Genomic DNA, 18,749 nt, shown 5'->3' with positions numbered 1-18,749 from the left:
TCGCGGGGTGGCGTACCAAAATACAAATAAAACACCCGTTCGAAAACGAAAGCTTGGTAATCTCGCTTTCATAAAAGCGGAGCTGTAGAAAACAGCACAGAAACAGCGCAGACAATGGGGAGCAAAACCGTGATCATCCGGCACGCAACGCGGGAGGACGCCGCAGCAATCGCGGAGATCTACAACGAGGCCGTGATCAACACCGTCGCCATCTGGAATGATGACACTGTCAGTGCGGAGGATCGCATCGCATGGATGGCGGCGCACTGTTAAGCGCGACCATCGATGCTGCTCGCGAGGCGGGAAAGCATGTCTTGGTTGTGGCGATTGAAGGCAGCAACGAGGGGTCGATTGCGCTGCACAAAAAGTACGGCTTCCAGCGTGTTGGGCTACTGCCGCAGGTGGGGACGAAGAACGGGCGCTGGTTGGACATGATGCTAATGCAGGTCATGCTGACAGACGGGCAGCCACCCGCTCGGCCGCGCGTTTGGCGAAGGGGCCAACACCCATGATCGTGGCGGCGCCGGGGCCAACCCAGTCGCCGTAGCCGACGAACTCGATGAGGTCCGAGTCGATGCTGCGGAAAGGGCCGAGCGCTGGGCGGAAACCGGTGCACCAGATGAGGTGGTCCGCGTGGACGTCGTCAAGCGAAGAAAACATGGGCGTCCAGGTGAGTGCGCCGGAGTCGCGGGCTTTGCGGACGGGCGGTAGGACGACGATGTCGCCGATGCTGTCGGTGGAGCCCTGGCGGTAGCGTTTGAACAGGACGCGGCCGTCGACGTCGTTGGGCATCCAGCGTGGTTCGTGGCGGGTGAACCAGGTGGTGTCGATGTTGGAAAGTACCAGTTCAGAGGCTATTTGTGCGCCGGAGTTCGCCGCACCGACAACGGCAACGCGGGAGCCTTCGAAGGGCTCGGGACCTGGGTAGTTGGCCGAATGCCACTGTTTTGCGGCGGTCGTGCCGGGGTAATACGGGACGAAGGGCCGGTTGCCGGTGGCGGCGATGAGCTGGCGGGATTCGAAGTCACCGGCATCGCTGGTGAGGTGGAAGGTGCCGTCGTGGGAGACGTCCGTGACGGCGACCGGGCGCTGAACGCGCAGTTCGTAGCGCTTTTCGTAGGAGCTGAGGTAGTCAATCACGTGGGAAGCGGGCGGGAAACCGTCATAATTGGGCATCTGGATGCCCGGAAGGTTGGAAAAGTCCGGGGTGGAAAAGAGCGTCAGTGAGGGCCAGACATTGCGCCAGGAGCCGCCGGGAGCGGGCTGATTGTCCAGAATGAGCGGATCAATGCCGCGTTTGTGCAAGTAATAGGCGGTAGCGAGGGCAGCTTGGCCGCCACCGACGATGATGACATCCTCAAGCATGCTCCCAGCTTAACGACGAGTGCCGCACCTCGAGCTGTACTACCGTGGAGCACCATGAGCTCGCTGTTTGATCTTTCGGACAAGCCCATCGACGAACTACCCGGTTACCAGCGCACATTCGCGCCGGGCCGACTCACGGTAGGGCTGAGTCTGCCCATCGAGCAGGACGCCGAAGCCGAGCCCAAGGACGCGCTGAGCAACCAGATTCGGCTGATTCAGAAAGTCGAACGCGCAGGCATCGCGGCGGTGTGGGCACGCGACATCCCGCTGCGCGTGGAAACATTCGGCGACGTCGGCCAGGTCTACGACCCCTGGATGTACCTCAGTTACATCGCTGCACACACCACCGATATCGCGCTCGGCACCGGTGCAGTCGTCGTGCCCTTCCAGCATCCGCTGGTGATGGCCAAGCGCGCTGCCACGCTGGACAGGCTTTCCGACGGCCGTTTCCTCTTTGGCGTTGCCACCGGCGATCGCCCCGAGGAGTTCCCCGCCTTTAACCAGGACAAAGGCAAGCGCGGTGAGCGTTTCCGCGAGCATATCGGGGTCTATGAAAAGGCCCTCAGCACTAGCTACCGGCCCATCCGCTGGTCCGAGGGCAAGATGGGCGGATCCGATGTGGTGCCCAAGCCGCTGGCCCGCCGAGTTCCGCTGTTGGCCACCGGCTCCTGTCAGCAGAGCCTGGAGTGGAAGGCCGCGAATACCGACGGGTGGTTCATGTACCACAAAGGCCTGGAGATGCAGAAGAAAAATATCGCCAACTGGCAGGAAGCGGTGGCCCAGGAGTGCGGCGAGGGCGTGTTCAAACCCTTCCTGGAATCACTGTGGATTGACCTGCATGAAGACCCCGACGCCCCCGCGCAGGGCGGCCACTTCGGGTACCGGCTTGGACGCAACAAGCTCATTGAACTGCTGCAATCCCAGCGACAGCTCGGCATCAATCATGTCAGCATCAACTTCCGCACCTCAAAGCGGGATGCGGAAGAGCAGATTGATGAGCTGCTTGAGTATGTGCTGCCGGCGCTCGATGAGTCACCTACACAGACTCCGTAGCCCCCTGCCACTGATTGATCCCGCGGTCAACGGCCCACTTGTCAATCTCTGTGAGTTCTTCATCGCTAAACGGCGCAGCCTCCAAGGCGCCGAGGCTGTTCTTCAGCTGCTCCACCGAGGATGCACCAATCAGGGCGGAGGTCACTTCGTCACGGCGGAGCACCCACGAGATGGCCATCTGTGCCAGGGACTGGCCTCGTCGTGAAGCAATGGCGTTGAGCTCGCGGATGGCGGTGAGCGTGTCGTCGTTGAGGAACCCCGAGTTCATCTTGTGCGCCCCGAGACGCGAGGACTCCGGCACGCCATCCAAGTAGCGGTCGGTGAGAAGCCCCTGCGCAAGTGCAGAAAAGGCGATGACGCCCATGCCTTCGTCGGCGCAGGTTGCCAGCAGTTCGTCCTCGATCCAGCGGTTGAACATGGAGTAGCTCGGCTGGTGAATGGTCAGCGGTGTGCCCAGCTCACGGGCAATTTTCTGCGCGCGGCGAGTGAGCTCGGGGGAGTAGGAGCTCACGCCGACGTAGAGCGCGCGACCCGACCGGACGAGGAAATCGAGGGCGGCGACGGTTTCCTCGATAGGCGTATCCGGGTCGGGGCGGTGGTGGTAGAAAATGTCCACATAATCCAGGCCCATGCGCTTCAGCGAGGCATCGCAGCTGGCCACGAGGTACTTCCGCGAGCCGCCGAAGCCGTAGGGGCCATCCTGCATGTACCAACCGGCCTTGGAGGAAATAATCATTTCGTCGCGGTAGGGAGCGAAATCCTTGGCCATGATGCGACCGAAATTCGCCTCCGCAGAGCCCTGCGGTGGGCCGTAATTGTTGGCGAGGTCGAAGTGCGTGACGCCGTGGTCGAACGCGGTGCGCAGGATTTCACGCTGCGTCTCGAGCGGTCGGTCATCACCAAAGTTATGCCAAAGTCCCAGTGTAATGGCTGGAAGCTTCAGCCCTGTACTGCCGGAGCGGTTGTACGGCATCGTCTCATAGCGGTTTTCATCGGCGCGGTACACGTCTGGGTAAGCCATGTCTACGAGGGTACGCGTGCTTAACGACGGGTAGTTGCGCACAAGGTGGCCGACAACGAGGCGCGTGGCCGAATGGCTACCCCTGGAAGTAATAAAAGTGAGCTTGCTGGGGAACAACTGAGGCAATTCGTCCGACTAATAAGGCATGACTTCAATAGCCACAGGCGATGCCGCTGGAACGCCAGCCGCAAACCCCGTCGCACAGACTCAGAAAAATGGTGGGCCACGAGCATTACTGCACCGAATCCATGTCGTTGCAGGCATCCTCGTTGCGCCACTACTCGTTATTGCAGCTATCACAGGCGTGGCGTATGCCCTCGCCCCGAGCATAGAAAAGGTGGTTTACCACGAAGAACTAACTGCAACATCAAGCCTTCCCGCACAACCACTGGAAAAGCAGGTTGAGGTCGCGCAGCGTGTGCACCCTGACCTGCCGGTGACCGCAGTGCAGGTCCCGGAAAAGCCGGGGCAGACAACGCGAGTCATGTTCAATGACGAGCAGCTGAAGTCGGAGTCCTACCGACATGCGGTGTTCGTTGACCCAGGCGACTTGAGCATCAAGGGTGACCTGGTGCAATACGGTTCCTCGGCGGCGCTGCCACTGCGGGCGTGGATCTCGGAAGGGCACCGCAGGCTCTGGATTGATAGCAACTTTGGTCGCCTCTACTCCGAGACGGCAGCATCCTGGATGGGCGCACTGGCTATTGGTGGCCTCTGGCTCTGGTGGGACCGTTCGCGTCGCAAGCGGACACAGGGAACAAGTAAGAGGGCGCATCATATGCGTCGTCACGCGAATGTTGGCGTGGCGGTTAGCGTTGGACTTCTGTTCCTGACTGTCACCGGCCTGACGTGGTCGTGGGTGGCTGGAACGGGCATCGCAAAGCTGCGCGAGACGATGGACTGGTACGCACCGAAACCAGCCATGACTGCGACTGCACCAGCGAATTATGACTGGTCAGAGGCAGATAGTGTTATGAACCTCGCACGTGCCGAGGGGCTGGCCGGGAAAGTCGAACTGACTCCACCGGAAGCTGGCACGGTGTGGATGGCCAAGGAAGCCCGCGAGGAGTGGCGGATGGGTATTGAGACCGTCACCGTTGACGGGTCGACCGGAACGATGGTTGATCGGATTCACTTTGCGGACTGGCCGCTGCCGGCGAAGCTGACCGAATGGCTGATCAACGCGCACATGGGCATCCTGTTCGGGTGGGTGAATCAGCTGATCCTGGCGCTGATTGGTGTCGCTCTGTTGGCGATGATTGTGCGCGGTTACGCCATGTGGTTTGGGCGCGGTCGAGGTGGCCGTCCTGGCAGGCTCCCGGCGCCGACGCGTTGGCGGGACATTCGCCCGGGAGTTGCAGCGGCCGTTGTGGCGCTGCTGATTGCCTACTCGGTGGTTGCACCACTGTTCGGTGTGACTCTCGTTGGCTTCGTGATCGTTGATTGGGTCTGGCGGAAGCTGCGGAGAGGTTAGTGTAGGTTCTGTCGCCTTCGGGTTCCCTGTACCTAACGGCGTGGTAAGACCCATGAAAAACACTCAGGAGGGTAAACGCATGACAAGGTATTGGGATCACAGTGGCAGTATCTACAAAGACGACGGCCAGGAAGACTGGTGCGTTTACAATCCGTCTTTGCGTGATTGGGAGCGCACCCCGCGCGCTAAGGAAGCCTACGACAAGGCAGGACAAGACTCGTTCGACCCCATCACCGAGCAGCAGGCACTCGCTGAGATCGCAGAGCAGCAGGAACGCTACAACAAAAAGATTGAGAACAAAGTCAAGGAACTGCGCGCGAGAATGAAATCGGTCGGCGCGCAGGCCAGGCAGGCTGACGAACAGCCGTATCCAACTTTTTCTCAGCAGTCCGCCGCATACCGTGAGGGCGCGCAGGCCTACAACGAGGGAAAATCTTGGCGCGATAACCCGCATGCCCCCGACTCAGGTCTAGCCGCCCCGTGGCGCATGGGTTTCAATACCCGCAAGCAGCAGGTAGCGGAGATTAGGGCACAGCGAGCCGCCGCTGCGAAACAGGAATTGGCGCAACAGGAGAACTAGGTCCTGGCCGCAAAAACGCTCAACCAAAGCTCTAAATTCCCCGCAAATTCCCGGTTCCAGCCCCGCTCAATCTGTTACACTTAGCAAAACGAAACTCAGGAGCTTGGTGTGCAGTACTTTTTCACGGTCCATGGCCGCAGAGATATCAACGCGTATGACTCTGATGAGGAAATGCACGCTGCCTTTGAACGGATTGGGCGCTTCAATCAGAAGCTTCAGGACGAAGGCCACTGGGTTATGTCCGGCGGGCTGGTCCCACCAGAGGATGCCATGACGGTGCTGCCGGATGGTTCGCACAGCGATTTGCCGTACTACAACGCGATGACGTTCCCGTCAGCTTTTTGGATTGTCCAAGTCGCAGACGAGCAAGAGGCCATCAATCTAGCCCACGAAGCCGCGGAGGCGTGCGCGCAGGCAGTCGAAATGCGCGCCGTCGCCGATTAACTCACCGCAGCCCGTGCACCCGGCGCATGATGGTCAACATCGCTTGCGTCGGGATTCGCCGCATGAAGGGCACTGCAACGCTTGCCGACGACCCCCGCGCCACCAGAGCCAAAGGTCGCTCGGCGGTCACCTCGCGCATAACCACCTCCGCAATCTCAGAAGCGGGAATGCCGCCTTTCTCATTGGCGTTCAACTTCGTCAGCATGCGGTGGACATCAGCAGCGTAAACGGAACCCTCATCGCCATACGTTGTCCGACGTGTAGAAATCCCCGTGTTGATGGCACCCGGTTCGACAACCGTCACTCCAATACCGAACTGCGCGACTTCACCGCGCAACGAAAGCCCAAAGCCGCGGATAGCGGCCTTCGTCGCCACATAGGAAGAACGGTAGGACAGCGGCAACCCGCCGAGCATCGATCCAACCAGTACAATTCGGCCACGACCGGCCTCGCGTATGCCGGGCAGCAGCTGCTGTAACAGCTCCACCTGCCCCAGAACATTGACTTGGAAGAGACGCTCAATCGCCTCGCGGGGTAGCTCCTCGAAAGCGCCCGACTGGCTCTCACCGGCGTTGGCGACGACGACGTCGTAAGGCCCGTGGGCGACCACAGCAGCGATGTCGTCGGCGCTGGACATGTCGAGCGCCACCATCTGCACGCCCTCGGGGTGCGGCGCCTCCGCGCCCCTGCGGGACGTACCAACGACCTCGAAACCGGCCTTGACCAGTGCCTCTGCGCATGCCCAGCCGATGCCGGAGGAAGCGCCGGTCACTAACGCACGGCCGCCACCTACACTCGGCAGTTTCGGTCCGCGGGTGAGATTCGCAAAAGCACCGGTCAGGCCGCCAATCATCGAGCCTGCACCGCCTCAATGGTCATGCCGCCCGCGCGGAGACGGCGGGACAGGGCGTCGCCAAGCGCGACAGTAGGAGTGAGCACGCCGGTAGCGTCCGGCAGATCGTCGTGGACGAGTGCGAGGGCGGCGCTGGAAATCATAATCGCGGTGCCTGCGTACCCCGGGTCTTCCTCGAGAGACACCTTGGAACGCCAGTGAATGCCGGAGGTATCGACAGTGTAGGCCTCGATGGTGAAGCGACCCTCGGCCTGTTCTTCAGCGCTCGGGCCCTCACCCGGCTTCGGCAGCTTCTTATCAATGAGCTTGGCCGTCGGCCCGAACGCCATCGCCGCCAGCGCCAACCTGCAGACAGCCGCGAAAATATTTGCGCGCACGAAAGCCCTCGGACCACGGCCGACATTGAGTAGCTCGCGGTAGCGGAAGGAATCACCGTAATCCGCCAGCATCGCCGAGCGCTGAACAATGCGGGTGTTGAACGGCGACATGAAGAAGGGCGCTCGCCAGTGGCGGCGGAAGCGCGCCGGGCGCAGGTCGACGCCAAACTTACCCTGGTCGGGACCCGGCTCAGCCAGGGCGTACTGATCCGCGATGATGCGACGCAGCTTGGGGTCCTTCTTGGCCTGTGCAAGCTGGACGCGGACCGAATCGATAGTGCCGCCGGAGACCCCGCCCTTGACGTGCTTGAACAGCAGGGTTGTCTCACCGAGCTTGGTGTGGGCCGCCTCGTGGAGCTCGCGGACAGCGACGTCGGAAGGAATCGAGTCGAAGCCGCAAGAGTGAACAATCTTCGCTCCGGTCTGCTGTGCCACCTCGTGGTTATTCGCGATGGAGTCGTGGACGAACAGCACCTCGCCACACAGGTCGACGTAGTGAGTACCGGCCTTGGCGCACTCGGCCACCAGGGTGCGACCGTACTTCGCATACGGCCCCACAACGGTCAGCACCACCTTTGTACTGGCCGCAAGCTGAGCCACCGCCGGCTGGTCGGCAGCATCCGCAACAATGACCGGCCAGTCCGATACGCCTGCGTTCTCCGCGACGTCGGCAAGCTTCTGAGCGTTCCTGCCTGCCAGCGCCACCTTCGTCTGACCGGCGTGTTTAGCCAGATAGTCCACAATCAAGCGGCCCACGAAACCCGTGGCACCGTAGACGACGATGTCGTACTCGCGGTCGTGGTTGCGACTCTGTGGCTGTGCGGAAGAAGTAGTCATGCCTACGAAACTAATAAAACGAAAGCGATACCGCGGGCGAATTAAAAAGGTTTTCTGAATCCGTGTATTCAGCGAGGGGTTTGGAGGGAGGGCTAACGTAGGACAAGTGACTAGCGCTAACGAAAACCCCGAACAGATCGAAGGACTGCGGCCAGAAGATCCCGGATTCCGTCGCGCGCTTATTGCTGTGCTTTTCGCTGGCCTGGCATCGTTCCAAGCGCTCTACGCAACGCAGGCGCTACTGCCCACGCTTTCCGACGAGCTATCGGTCGACCCCGCCACCGCCGCGCTGACGGTATCCGCCACCACCGGTGGCTTGGCCTGTGCGATTATCCCGGTGTCCATTTTGTCGGAACGCTTTGGGCGCAGGCGCGTCATCGTCATCAGCGCATTTGTGGCAACGCTACTGGGGCTCGTGGTGTCAATCGCGCCGGGCATCGGTTCGATGATTGCGCTGCGCCTGTTGCAGGGCATTGTCATTGCCGGTGTGCCCGCAGTGGCTATGGCGTATGTCAGTGAGGAAGTCCACGCCGACCACGTCAGTCGCGTGATGGGGCTGTATATCTCGGGCACGACGGTCGGTGGCCTGCTCGGCCGTATCATTCCGTCCATTGTGCTGGAGTTCGCCTCCTGGCGGGTGGCGATTGCGGTCTCGGCGACGGTGGCGTTCATCTTCGCCATTCTGACCTGGTACTTCCTGCCGCAACAGCGCAGGTTTAAGCCGAAGAAACTGTCGTTTGCAGGGGAGGGGCAGGCCATTGCGCGACACTTGCGCGACCCGCGCATCCTGGCGCTGTGCGCCCTGGCGTTCCTGTTTATGGGAGCGTTTGTCTCCCTGTACAACTACCTGGGCTTCCGGCTGGGCGATAAGTTCGGGCTCTCCCCGGCACTGGCAGGGTTCGTATTTATTCTCTACCTGTCGGGCACGTGGTCGTCGGCACGCGCGGGTGTGTGGGCGAAGACGGTGAGCCGCCGTCGCCTCATCGCCATTGCGACTCTGGCGGCGTGCATGGGCCTGGGGCTGGCGCTGCTGCCGTGGCTGCCCGCGCTGATCGTGGGCGTGCTCGTGTTCACGGCATCGTTCTTCGTGGCCCACTCGCTGTCCTCGTCCGGTGTGGGGCTGGTGGCGCAGCGCGACCGCGCCGAGGCATCATCGATGTATCTGTTCAGCTACTACGCGGGCTCGTCCATTGTCGGTTGGGTATCCGGCATGGTGTTCAGCCGCTTTGAGTGGGCAGGGCTGATTCCGTGGCTGGTGGCGCTGTCCTTCATCGCGGGCGCGTGTGCCGTAGCGGGGTTGAAGCCGAGGCGCTAAGGGTAACGCGGTAGGGGGAAAATCGCCAGCAAGGTACATTTAGACACCAAGAAACGAACCCTTAATGTAAAAAACGGTGATTTTTTACATTAAGGGTTCGTTTTTAGGGCACTATATGTAGAAAGCATCATGTAAAAAGCATTGGAAACAGAAGGGGGAGACTCGCCGTGAAGCGCTATCCGCTTAAGAGGATCTTCCACATGGCTGCACACGATGCGGAGCAGGCAGTGGAGAGCGAGTACCAGTCACGCAAAGACTCCCCGTCGACGATTCAGTGGCACTTTCCGCTGGGGCAGTGGCCACTCTTTTGCTGCATTACAAGCGATCTCGCAGCCAGGGTTGAAAAGATTCTGTCTCTAGAGCTGCAGATTTCACAGTTGTGGAATCGTCTGCCGGGTGCCGCGCGGACTCACTATCTCTTCAATCTGCTCCTGGCCGAGGTGGTAGCCACCAATGAGATTGAGGGGATTCACTCCACACGGCGAGAAGTCGCCGAGGCGTTGGACAACACTTCGGGAACCCAGCACAAGCGCTTTCATGAGTTCAGTCAGCTCTATTTCCGGCTGGCAAACGATGAGCGGATTGAGTTTCCGACAACGCTCACAGGGATCCGGCAGCAATACGATCAACTTCTCGGCGATGAAATTGGCGCCGAGGATGAGTTAGACGGTGAACTCTTTAGAGCATCAACGGTCACAATTATCGATGGGCAGCGACAGATTCATCGCGGTGTTGAAAGTGAAGCTGCCATTCACCAACTTCTCAATGAGTTCCTGGAAACGGTGAATTCCTCAGAGGACAATCGGCTTATTCGAATTCTGGCAAGCCATTTCATGTTCGAGTTCGTTCACCCGTTTTATGACGGCAATGGTCGGATGGGGCGTTTTCTGCTGTCAGTGGCTTTGCGGGAGACACTCTCACCTGCCACAGCGCTGACTATTTCTCGCCAACTCGCTGAGGATAAAGCGAAGTATTACAAGGCTTTTACCACTACGGAAGACCCAATGAACCGGGGCGAAGTCACGTTCTTCGTCGAGGTGATGGCTGATGTCATTCTGAATGCTCAGCAGTATTTGCTGGAAGAGCTGCAGATGAAGTCCCACCAGTGCGAGAAGCTTGAACAGCGGGTAGCTGAGCTAACCAACTCGCCCGAGCAGGCACTGTCCGTGTCGCTGACAGACAACGAAATCGGGACGCTTTTTGTCCTGGCACAGGCTCGGTTGTTCGGACCTGATTATGGAATCAAGCTCGAACACGTCGCCGACACCATCGGCAAGGAGAAGCGGACAGCGCGAAAGTATCTCGCCGAGTTAGAGGCTCAAGGACTGGCAACGCCGACGAGCCGCCGCCCGCTGCGATTCCAGCTGGCGCCGGCTGGCGTAGACCTTCTAGGCCTTGAACCCACCGAACACTAATCTGCTTCCGGAACCTACTTCTGGCCCACAATCAGCTCAGTGCCTTCGGCTGAAAGCGATGCCTGGCCAGCGGGCTTACGCGAGGGGCCAGAAACAACCTCACCAGTAGCAATGTCAAATTGGGAGTTGTGGTTCGGGCAAATCATCACACCATTGCTGACCTCAGTGATGCGACCATTCTGGTGCGGGCAGGAACTGGAGAAAGCGGCGAACTTGCCTTCCTCCGGCTGCGTGACGACGTAATTGCCGATCACCACACCGCCGCCAACCGGAATGTCGGCAGCGTCAACCTTTTCCACCGCAGACTTTGGTGCACAAGCGGCTACGAGTGCGCCAGCTGCAGTGGCGGCAGTTCCCAGGAGGAAACGACGACGGGAGCACGGGGAGACATCAGAACTCATGGCATTGAGATTACCTCTATTTCGCGACCTTTATTTCTGATAGGAGCGCTCACCGAAGATGGCGCGTCCCACACGGACGGTGGTCGCCCCCTCGGCGATGGCTTCGCGGTAGTCGCCGGACATACCCATTGACAGTTCGTTGAGGCTGACACCGTCCGGCAAATCCCCGAGCAGACTGTCCCGCAGCTCCCGCAGCTCCGCGAAGGTCTCGCGCACATTCGGATCATTCTGGGCCGCGATGGTCATAAACCCGCGCAGACGCAGGTTCGGGTATTCGCCATCGGGGCCAAACATGCGGACAAACTCCGCCGCGTGACTCGGCGCCAGACCCGACTTCTGCGGCTCGCGGGAGGCATTGACCTGAATCAACACATCGAGCGTGCGCTCGGAATCGGCCAAGCGACGCTGCAGCGCCCCGGCCACCTTCGGGCGATCCAGCGCCTGAAACTCATCAGCACAGCTGACTAAGTGGCCGGCCTTGTTCGTCTGCAGTGGACCAATGATGGCCATATGTGGTGCCTTGTCGCCGAAGGCCTCCCGGAATGCCTCCGCCTTGGCCACCGCTTCCTGGACGCGGTTTTCCGCCAGGCCAGCGCAGCCGGCTGCTGCGAGCTCCGGCCAGGATTCCACCAGGGCGTCGACAGGCACAGTCTTGCTGACGGGCAGCAGGCGGACCTCGGAGGGCTGGCGCCCAGCTCGTCGGCAAGCGTCGTCGATCTCGGAGCGAACCTTGCGATAGTTTTCCACGAACATACCTCCCACTCTAAGGCCTGAGTAGGAAGAACTGTGCGGTAGTGTCGAATCATGCTCATGGACAGACTCTCGACGCTTTCCGTCATGCAGAGACGGATCTTGGCAATTGTATTTGGGCTGGTGTCGCTGGTCGTTGTCATCGACTTCATCTATCTTGCGGCAACTGCCTACATGATGGACCTCGAGGTCTTCCAAGACGCCGGCTGGGCACTACGACGAGACCAGGATCTCTACTCACCAGAGTTTCCCACCAGATCGGGTTTCCGCTTCATCTACCCACCGTTTGCGGCGCTGCTGTTTTACCCGCTGACCTGGGCGGGGCCGGTGACCCTGCAGATCATCTGGACGTTCGCCACGCTGGCGGCGGTGTGGGCGATGCTGTGGATGGTCTTCACTCGTCTCGGCTCTGAGCGTCCGAAGCTGATGGCTACCTGCGTGCTCGGTGTTGTGATGCTGCTCGACCCGCTGCGCGCCAACGTGCTCTTCGGGCAGATCAACGTCTTCCTCGCGCTGCTGGTGGTCTCCGATGTGCTGGGCTTTTTGCCCAAGAAACTGCGTGGACTGGGCGTGGGTATCGCGGCGGGAATTAAGATCACCCCCGCGGCATATGCGCTGGTGTTCCTCATGCGCCGTGACTTTGCGGCCGTGGCCAAGAGCTTCTGCTGGTTCCTGGTGACCGTCGCTATTGGTTTCGCCGTGCGCTTTAAGGAGTCCATCTACTTCTGGACCGATGAGTTCTTCGCCGGCAACCGCGGTGGCGCCCCGACCTATGAGGCCAACCAGGCGTTCAGTGGTCTGCTCGCCCGCGCCGGGGTGGAGGGTACCGCGCTCGATATTGGCATCTACGGTTTCTTCCTCATCGGTGCCATCGCTGCTGCTTTCGTGGCGTGGATCTACCACCGCAACGGCTATGATGTCGCAGCCCTTGGTTTCGTTGCGCTGGCGGTCAGCTTCGCCGGGCCATACGCGGTCAGCCACCACTGGTCGATCGTCATGGTCTTCGTGCCGCTGGTGCTCTTCGTCCGCGAGATCGGGCACATTATTGTCGGTGTCCTGTTCATGATCGCCCACTGGTGGGCACCGTACGAGGTGTTCGTGGGCAATGACTTCGGCCACGCTGCCAATGTGGGGCAGTGGTTCTACGGCAACATGCAGGGAATCATGGGCGGCGTGCTCTTCTTCACCTGCCTGGGCTACGCAATCTACCTCTGGCGCAAGCCCAGTCGCGTGCGGGCACAGGCAGCTGCTTAACGACGGGCTTGCTTAACGACGACGCTTCGTTCTCGCAGTAGCCTGCTCCTCCCACGGGTTCTCCGGCCACGGGTGCTTGGGGTAACGGCCCCGCATCTCGGAGCGAACCTGTGCGTAGGCGCCATTCCAGAAACTTTCCAAGTCCTGAGTGACCGCGAGTGGTCGCTGAGCCGGTGACAGCAAATGCATTGTCACCGGCTTTTCCAATACCTGCGGGGTCTCCGCCAGGCCGAAGCACTCCTGCAACTTCACGGCGAGCACAATCTTTGCCTCAGGGTTCGTGGGGTCCTCCGGGTACTCCAGGCGAATCTTCGAACCGGAGGGGACCTCCAGGCGTTCGGGCACCAGCCGGTCGAAGTCCGTGGCCTCCGGCCAGGGCAGCAGGCGGCGGAGGTGTTCGGCATCTAGCTTGGGTGGGGTCGGGCGGTCCAGCTCGCCAGCAAAGAGGAGCTCGGCCTGGGCCGCCAGCCCTGCGGGGGAGACATCCGGCCATGGGGCACCGCGATGAGTGTGGAGAAAGGCCATGCGGCGGCGGAGCTGTTCGGTGTCGCGGTCGAGGTTGGGGGAGGCGTCGGTAAGCGCGGTGGCAAGCCAAGCGGAGTTGGCGGCGATGCACTGCTCGGGCGTCGGGGAGACCTGGCGGGAGGACAGTTCGATGGCACCGAGCAGGTCGCGCGCGCGGGCGCGAACGCGGCCCTGTTCGACGCGCGCCGTGGTCTCCGTGCGGGCGAGGTGGCCGGCGGCGAGCATGGCGATTTCCAGGTCGATCGCCTCGCCGGTGCGGATGAGCGCACGACCGTGGGAGAGCCGCGAGATGTCGGCGGCCGCAATCCACTCGTGGCCGTGTAGGTCAGAACCGCGGGCGAGTTCCGCTGCGGTGCCGCCGGTGAAAAGGTACTCGTCGGAATTCGCACTGCGCCGTCGCCCGATGAAATCCGGCCACGCCAGGGCCGTGACCAGCGCGGAGATGTCCGAGGGCAGCAGGTTGGCGGGGGCTTCAGTATCCAGCTCAATGCGGCGCACCTGCTTGGCCAAGCCGCGGGCGTCGGTGAGTTTCTCCACCGCGCGTGCGACCGCGCCCGCGTGCTGCGGCATCATGGCCGTGGCGGTCAGCAGCGCGCGTCCCATGCGCGGATGCACCGGCAGGGTAGCCAGGGTGCGGCCGAGTTCCGTGATGTCACCGGCCTCATCAACAGCGCCCAGGCCAGCGAGAATGCGGTTTGCAGCCTCGGCGTGGTGGGGTGGTGGGGCGTCGAGAAGCTTCAGTCCCTGCATCCCCGGCGTGCCCCACGCGGCGGCGTCGAGGAGCGCTTGGGTCAGGTCGGCGACCTCGATTTCCGGCGCGGGCCAGGCGGGAAAGGACGCGAATTCCGACTGGGAGACGCAGCGCACCACGATGCCTGGGCCCTCACGTCCCGCTCGGCCTGCGCGCTGGTTCGCCGAGGACTGTGCACACGAGCTGGTGACCAGGCCGGAGAAGCCACGCGCAATGTCGAGTCGCGGTCCGCGCGCGAGGCAGGCGTCGACAACGGCGCGCACGCCCGGCACGGTCACGGATGATTCCGCAATCGCGGTGGACACAATCACGCGCCTACCGTCCGCTTGCCGACGGAACACGCGGTCCTGCTCCTCGGAGCTCTGCTGGCCGTGCAGCGTCAGCACCGCCACCTCCGAGGAATCCGCGATATAGCCTGCGCAGCGTTCCACCTCGCGGATGCCGGGGAGGAAAACCAGCACATCACCGGCGGCTTCTTCCGCGAGTGTGCTGGCCTGGGCGGCAACGTGCTGCAGGAAGTCGTCGGTCACACCGCGTGCATCCAGCCGCTGCGGAAAGGGCGCGTAGCGGATGTCCAGCGGAAAGATCTCCGCCTCCGCCGCCACAATGGGGGCCGGGGTGGAGGCGCCGAGCAAGGCCGAGAACTTCGGCGCGTCCACCGTCGCCGACATAGCGACAAGGCGCAGGTCATCGCGGATATCCCGCAAGTCGCGCACCATCGCCAACACCAGGTCGGTGTCCAAGCCGCGCTCGTGCACCTCGTCGATGAGCACCGCGCTGGCATCCACGTCGCTGTCGCGCAGCAGTCGGCGCAGCAGCACACCGGGAGTGACAAACTCAACGCGGGTGGCGCGGGAAACTTTTGCGTCGCCACGCACCGAGTAGCCAACTTCCTCACTGAGCTTCGTGCCCGACAACTGCGCCAACCGCCGCGCCGCCGAGCGCACCGCCACGCGCCGGGGAGCCGTGACCACAATGCGGCCGCCCAGGGTGTTGGCCACCGCCGGTGGAACCAAAGTGGTCTTGCCGGTACCCGGTGGGGCCTGGACTACTACGTCGTGGTCGCGCACGGCGTCGGCAAGCGAGGCGAGCTGCGACGCGAACGGCAGGCCTGCAGAAATGTTCTGCAAATTGAACTGGAAATCGGTGCTCATAGAACTGGTAGTAACTCCGGAAAGGCGGGTAAAATGCCTGCATATGCAGGACTTATCTCGTTTTGGTTGGCTTTCAGTGGGGGCGGCGGTCGTCACCATCGCGCTGAAGTTTTGGGGCTACACTCTGACCGGATCGGTGGGCCTGCTTTCCGACGCGACGGAGTCGATTGTCAATCTGGTTGCGGCAGTTGTCGCAATTATCGTGCTCAAGGTTATCGCGCGGCCCGCAGACCGCGACCATGAGTTCGGCCATTCCAAGGCAGAGTACTTCTCGGCCGGGCTGGAAGGTGCCATGATCTTCGTGGCGGCGGCGGCCATTATTTATGTCTCCATCGAGCGGTTGGTGAACCCGCAGCCGATTGAGCAGATTGGCCTGGGCCTCATCGTGACCGTGATTGCCTCGGTGATCAATGGTGCGGTGGCGCTGATTCTGCTTAAGGCCGGGCGCCAACACAACTCCCTGGCTCTGACCGCCGACGGCAAGCATCTTATGACCGACGTGTGGACCTCCGCCGGCGTTCTGGCGGGTGTGGCGCTGGTGTGGGCTACCGACCTGTGGTGGCTCGACCCGATTATCGCGCTGGCCGTGGCTGTAAACATCCTGGTCGCTGGCTACAAGCTGCTGCGCGATTCCGGTAACGGCCTGATGGACAAGGCCATGGAGGGCGACGACCGCGTGGCGGTGGATGAGATTTTGGCCTCGCACCGTGACCGGAGTCGTGGCATTGACGTCCACGAAATCCGCACTCGCGAGTCGGGGCATCAGAAGTTCATTGAGTTCCATGTGCTGGTGCCGGGCGCGTGGAGCGTGGAGCGCGGTCACGATGTGCTTACCGCGATGGAAAATGAGCTGCGGGAGCGTTTTCCAGGTGTGCATATCTCCTCGCATCTGGAGCCAATTGAGGACGAACGCGCCTATGGGGATGTGCAGTTGTAGCGCGAGTGAGGCAAATTCCACGAAAGCGCTGAAAGTGATGAGCCTTACACTTTAAGATTGTGTATACAAAATCATGCACTGTTTAAGTCCACTCGAAGGAACTGCATAAATGACCTCCGAAGCCTCAACCACTTCCACTGGGGATAGCCGTTTTTCCGCGAAGAGCCCGAAGTTGCCGGAGCCGTGCCCTCGGCAGGACATCATTATTCCGGCTAATGACCGCGTCCTGCTGCGCGGAACCATGTTCCGCCCGAAGGAGAACCCAGAGAACATTCCCAACGGCATCATCACCGTTCACTCCGGTACCGGTGTGCCGCAGGGTTTCTACCACCGTTTCGCTGAGACCGTGGCAGAAAAGGGCTACGGCGTTATCACCTATGACTACCGCGGAATCGGCCAGTCCGCTCTGAAGACTGACCAGAACAATGAAGACATCCGGATGTCGGACTGGATTACCAAGGATATTCCGGGTGTGATCGAGTGGGCCAAGGAGACCTACCCGGACGTGCCGCACTTCGCTGTCGGCCACGCGGTTGGTGGTCACGGCATCGTCTACGCCGGCTCCGAGGGCACCTATGACGCAGCGGCGTTGGTCAACTGCCGCGGTATGCGTATTTCCAAGGTGCCGTCAGTGGCGGGCAAGGTCCGCGCATTCTTCATCTTCAATATTCTCGGCCCGATTAGCGGTTTCATTACCGGCCACATTCCGGCGTCGGCGTGGCGTCTGGCTGTTGAGCCGCCGAACGGTGTCATGCGTCAGTGGGCTCATTGGGCTCGCAAGGAAGGCTACTTCTTCGACGATTCCGAGTTCGACTTCGCTAACCGCTTCTCCAAGGCTCCGCAGCCGTTCCTGTCCATCCGCGTTCCAGATGATTACTGGACTGAGGAGTCCTCGGCAGACCTGATTACCAATGTGATGAGCTCTGCTGAAAAGATTGAAAAGCGCCAGGCTCAGCCGGCTGGTGGCAAGGGCGTGGGCTACGGTGGTTACTTCCGCTCCGGTCACGAGAAGGAATGGGACGAGCTGCTGGCCTGGTTCCAGGCCAACAAGGGCTAAGTAGGAGGTTTCATGGCGGTTGCCCAGGTAGAAACGCCCTTCGGGGCGCTTGGAATCGCCACCTCCGCTCGCGGGGTCGTCGAAGTCAATCTCTTAGGCCCCGTGCTTGACGACGACCCCAGCGCCGCCGACCCCGAAGCGCAGGCGGTGGCGGAACAGGCAGCGCAGCAGTTCCGCGAGTACTTTGCCGGGCAGCGCCGCGAGTTTGCGCTGCCGCTGGACTGCGACATATTCACCCAGGATTCTTTCCGCGCTCGTGCGCTGACGGCACTGCGCGACGTGCCGTATGGCCAGGTTGTGACCTACGGTGAGCTCGCTGAAATGGCCGGCTCACCCCGTGCCGCCAGAGCTGCCGGCTCGGCCTGTGCCACCAATCCGCTGGGCATTCTGATTCCCTGTCACCGCGTGGTGCCCGCCAGTGGGGGAGCGGGGTCTTTCGGATCTTATGCCGGCGGCCGCGAAATGAAGCGCTGGCTGCTCGAACTCGAAGGTTGGCAAACAGTTATTCTTTAATGCATGACTTCGCATTCTCCGCGTGACCAGTTCGCCACCGAATTTGAGAACATCATCCGCAACCGCCGTGCCACGCGCGTCTATGCTGACGAACCGCTTGACGACGCTGACGTGCGCCGCCTCCTGGAGCTATCTCTGGAAGCTCCCAGCGCCTTTAACATTCAGTCTCGGGCTATCGTGCGCATCGAGGACCCTGAGGTGCGCCAGCAGGTAGTGGAAGCTGCCGGTGGTCAGAAGCAGGTTGCCAATGCGCCGCTGCTGCTCGCCTTCATTGGTGAGCCGACCGGCTGGAAGCGCGGTATTCCACGCCTGGTTGAGGCCAACAAGGCGACTGGCCTGTGGGACGAAGTTGCCGCTGCCGATCGGGAAGCCTCGATGACCTCCTTCCATAAGGCCCGCGAGGAAAAGGGTCTCTCCCGCGAGTTCGCAATCCGCGACGCCATGATTGCCGCTTCTTTCGCTATGGTCACTGCCAGCGCCTTTGGTTGGGCTAGCTCCCCGATGACGGGCTTTAGTGAGCAGAAGGTCAAGGAAGCTATCGGTGCTGGTGACACCGATGTGGCGGTAGCGCTGTTGCTGGCCATCGGTGTCCCGGGTGAGTTCCCGGCTCACCCGGGACGTTTCGAGTTCGAGCAGCGCGCCTACACCGACCGCTACGAGGCGTAGCAGCCCT

20 protein-coding genes are annotated in these 18,749 nt (G+C 61.4%); 13 read left to right on the top strand and 7 right to left on the bottom strand.

Annotated elements, in window-relative coordinates; all coding sequences use genetic code 11:
• Positions 1 to 129 precede the first annotated feature (129 nt).
• Entirely contained in the window at positions 130 to 273 is a 144-nt protein-coding gene (locus QP981_RS11240; RefSeq protein WP_342585536.1) for a GNAT family N-acetyltransferase, read from the top strand.
• Complete coding sequence (locus QP981_RS04850) at positions 252 to 512, top strand: GNAT family N-acetyltransferase (protein ID WP_350309467.1); 261 nt, start codon at positions 252 to 254, stop codon at positions 510 to 512. Before QP981_RS11240 ends, QP981_RS04850 begins: the two co-directional genes overlap by 22 nt.
• Here QP981_RS04850 and QP981_RS04845 read toward each other — a convergent pair.
• A complete protein-coding gene (locus tag QP981_RS04845; RefSeq protein WP_284857542.1) occupies positions 448 to 1,365 on the bottom strand; it encodes an FAD-dependent oxidoreductase in 918 nt (305 codons plus the stop codon). The two genes, QP981_RS04850 and QP981_RS04845, sit on opposite strands and share 65 nt — an antisense overlap.
• A 54-nt stretch (positions 1,366 to 1,419) precedes the next feature.
• Between QP981_RS04845 and QP981_RS04840 the strand changes: the two genes are divergently transcribed.
• Entirely contained in the window at positions 1,420 to 2,418 is a 999-nt protein-coding gene (locus QP981_RS04840; protein ID WP_284857541.1) for an LLM class oxidoreductase, read from the top strand.
• Here QP981_RS04840 and QP981_RS04835 read toward each other — a convergent pair.
• Positions 2,402 to 3,439 carry an aldo/keto reductase gene (locus QP981_RS04835; RefSeq protein WP_284857539.1) on the bottom strand — a complete coding sequence of 346 codons (1,038 nt, stop codon included), beginning with the start codon at positions 3,437 to 3,439 and terminating at the stop codon, positions 2,402 to 2,404. The genes QP981_RS04840 and QP981_RS04835 overlap by 17 nt on opposite strands.
• A 145-nt stretch (positions 3,440 to 3,584) precedes the next feature.
• Between QP981_RS04835 and QP981_RS04830 the strand changes: the two genes are divergently transcribed.
• The 3 genes from QP981_RS04830 (at position 3,585) to QP981_RS04820 (ending at position 5,937) form a co-directional block, all read left to right on the top strand.
• Positions 3,585 to 4,913 (top strand): PepSY-associated TM helix domain-containing protein, encoded by a 1,329-nt coding sequence (locus QP981_RS04830; RefSeq protein WP_070642772.1) that lies wholly within the window; start codon positions 3,585 to 3,587, stop codon positions 4,911 to 4,913.
• 79 nt (positions 4,914 to 4,992) lie between these two features.
• Positions 4,993 to 5,493 (top strand): hypothetical protein, encoded by a 501-nt coding sequence (locus QP981_RS04825; protein ID WP_284857538.1) that lies wholly within the window; start codon positions 4,993 to 4,995, stop codon positions 5,491 to 5,493.
• Positions 5,494 to 5,601: 108 nt separating this feature from the next.
• Positions 5,602 to 5,937, top strand: a complete 336-nt coding sequence (locus QP981_RS04820) for a YciI family protein (protein WP_049189837.1) — start codon at positions 5,602 to 5,604, stop codon at positions 5,935 to 5,937.
• A 1-nt stretch (position 5,938) separates the two neighbouring features.
• On the opposite strand, the gene QP981_RS04815 is transcribed toward QP981_RS04820, so the two are convergent.
• Both QP981_RS04815 and QP981_RS04810 read right to left on the bottom strand, forming a co-directional pair.
• A complete protein-coding gene (locus QP981_RS04815) occupies positions 5,939 to 6,790 on the bottom strand; it encodes an SDR family NAD(P)-dependent oxidoreductase (protein ID WP_284857537.1) in 852 nt (283 codons plus the stop codon).
• On the bottom strand, positions 6,787 to 8,004 hold the full coding sequence (locus tag QP981_RS04810; RefSeq protein ID WP_070547004.1) for a saccharopine dehydrogenase family protein: 1,218 nt from the start codon (positions 8,002 to 8,004) through the stop codon (positions 6,787 to 6,789). Before QP981_RS04810 ends, QP981_RS04815 begins: the two co-directional genes overlap by 4 nt.
• Positions 8,005 to 8,110: 106 nt before the next feature.
• Here QP981_RS04810 and QP981_RS04805 point away from each other — a divergent pair, with 106 nt between their 5' ends.
• Together QP981_RS04805 and QP981_RS04800 are read left to right on the top strand one after the other, a co-directional pair.
• On the top strand, positions 8,111 to 9,319 hold the full coding sequence (locus tag QP981_RS04805; protein WP_049193393.1) for an MFS transporter: 1,209 nt from the start codon (positions 8,111 to 8,113) through the stop codon (positions 9,317 to 9,319).
• A gap of 200 nt (positions 9,320 to 9,519) precedes the next feature.
• On the top strand, positions 9,520 to 10,734 hold the full coding sequence (locus QP981_RS04800) for a Fic family protein (protein WP_284857536.1): 1,215 nt from the start codon (positions 9,520 to 9,522) through the stop codon (positions 10,732 to 10,734).
• Between the two features lie 14 nt (positions 10,735 to 10,748).
• On the opposite strand, the gene QP981_RS04795 is transcribed toward QP981_RS04800, so the two are convergent.
• Both QP981_RS04795 and QP981_RS04790 read right to left on the bottom strand, forming a co-directional pair.
• Positions 10,749 to 11,135, bottom strand: coding sequence for a Rieske (2Fe-2S) protein (locus QP981_RS04795; protein WP_049193391.1), 387 nt, complete (start codon positions 11,133 to 11,135; stop codon positions 10,749 to 10,751).
• A gap of 30 nt (positions 11,136 to 11,165) precedes the next feature.
• Entirely contained in the window at positions 11,166 to 11,888 is a 723-nt protein-coding gene (locus QP981_RS04790) for a YggS family pyridoxal phosphate-dependent enzyme (RefSeq protein ID WP_069359345.1), read from the bottom strand.
• An 84-nt stretch (positions 11,889 to 11,972) separates the two neighbouring features.
• Here QP981_RS04790 and QP981_RS04785 point away from each other — a divergent pair, with 84 nt between their 5' ends.
• On the top strand, positions 11,973 to 13,139 hold the full coding sequence (locus QP981_RS04785; RefSeq protein ID WP_224433604.1) for a glycosyltransferase 87 family protein: 1,167 nt from the start codon (positions 11,973 to 11,975) through the stop codon (positions 13,137 to 13,139).
• Between the two features lie 12 nt (positions 13,140 to 13,151).
• Here the strand turns inward: QP981_RS04785 and QP981_RS04780 are convergent, their stop codons facing one another.
• Positions 13,152 to 15,569, bottom strand: coding sequence for an ATP-dependent RNA helicase (locus QP981_RS04780; protein ID WP_284857535.1), 2,418 nt, complete (start codon positions 15,567 to 15,569; stop codon positions 13,152 to 13,154).
• Positions 15,570 to 15,612: 43 nt separating this feature from the next.
• Between QP981_RS04780 and QP981_RS04775 the strand changes: the two genes are divergently transcribed.
• The 4 genes from QP981_RS04775 (at position 15,613) to QP981_RS04760 (ending at position 18,742) form a co-directional block, all read left to right on the top strand.
• A complete protein-coding gene (locus QP981_RS04775; protein ID WP_187405000.1) occupies positions 15,613 to 16,506 on the top strand; it encodes a cation diffusion facilitator family transporter in 894 nt (297 codons plus the stop codon).
• Positions 16,507 to 16,615: 109 nt separating this feature from the next.
• The gene (locus QP981_RS04770; RefSeq protein ID WP_147719279.1) at positions 16,616 to 17,563 is read left to right on the top strand and encodes an alpha/beta hydrolase family protein; all 948 of its coding nucleotides are present in this window, start codon (positions 16,616 to 16,618) and stop codon (positions 17,561 to 17,563) included.
• Between the two features lie 12 nt (positions 17,564 to 17,575).
• Positions 17,576 to 18,076, top strand: a complete 501-nt coding sequence (locus tag QP981_RS04765) for a methylated-DNA--[protein]-cysteine S-methyltransferase (RefSeq protein ID WP_150961297.1) — start codon at positions 17,576 to 17,578, stop codon at positions 18,074 to 18,076.
• A 3-nt stretch (positions 18,077 to 18,079) separates the two neighbouring features.
• Positions 18,080 to 18,742 carry a nitroreductase family protein gene (locus QP981_RS04760; protein WP_187405001.1) on the top strand — a complete coding sequence of 221 codons (663 nt, stop codon included), beginning with the start codon at positions 18,080 to 18,082 and terminating at the stop codon, positions 18,740 to 18,742.
• Positions 18,743 to 18,749 lie beyond the last annotated feature (7 nt).

Origin of the sequence: Corynebacterium sp. MSK047 (assembly GCF_030232285.1) — a bacterium.
Taxonomy (GTDB): Bacteria; Actinomycetota; Actinomycetes; order Mycobacteriales; family Mycobacteriaceae; genus Corynebacterium; species Corynebacterium jeikeium_D.
This window is presented reverse-complemented; position numbering and strand designations above follow the sequence as displayed.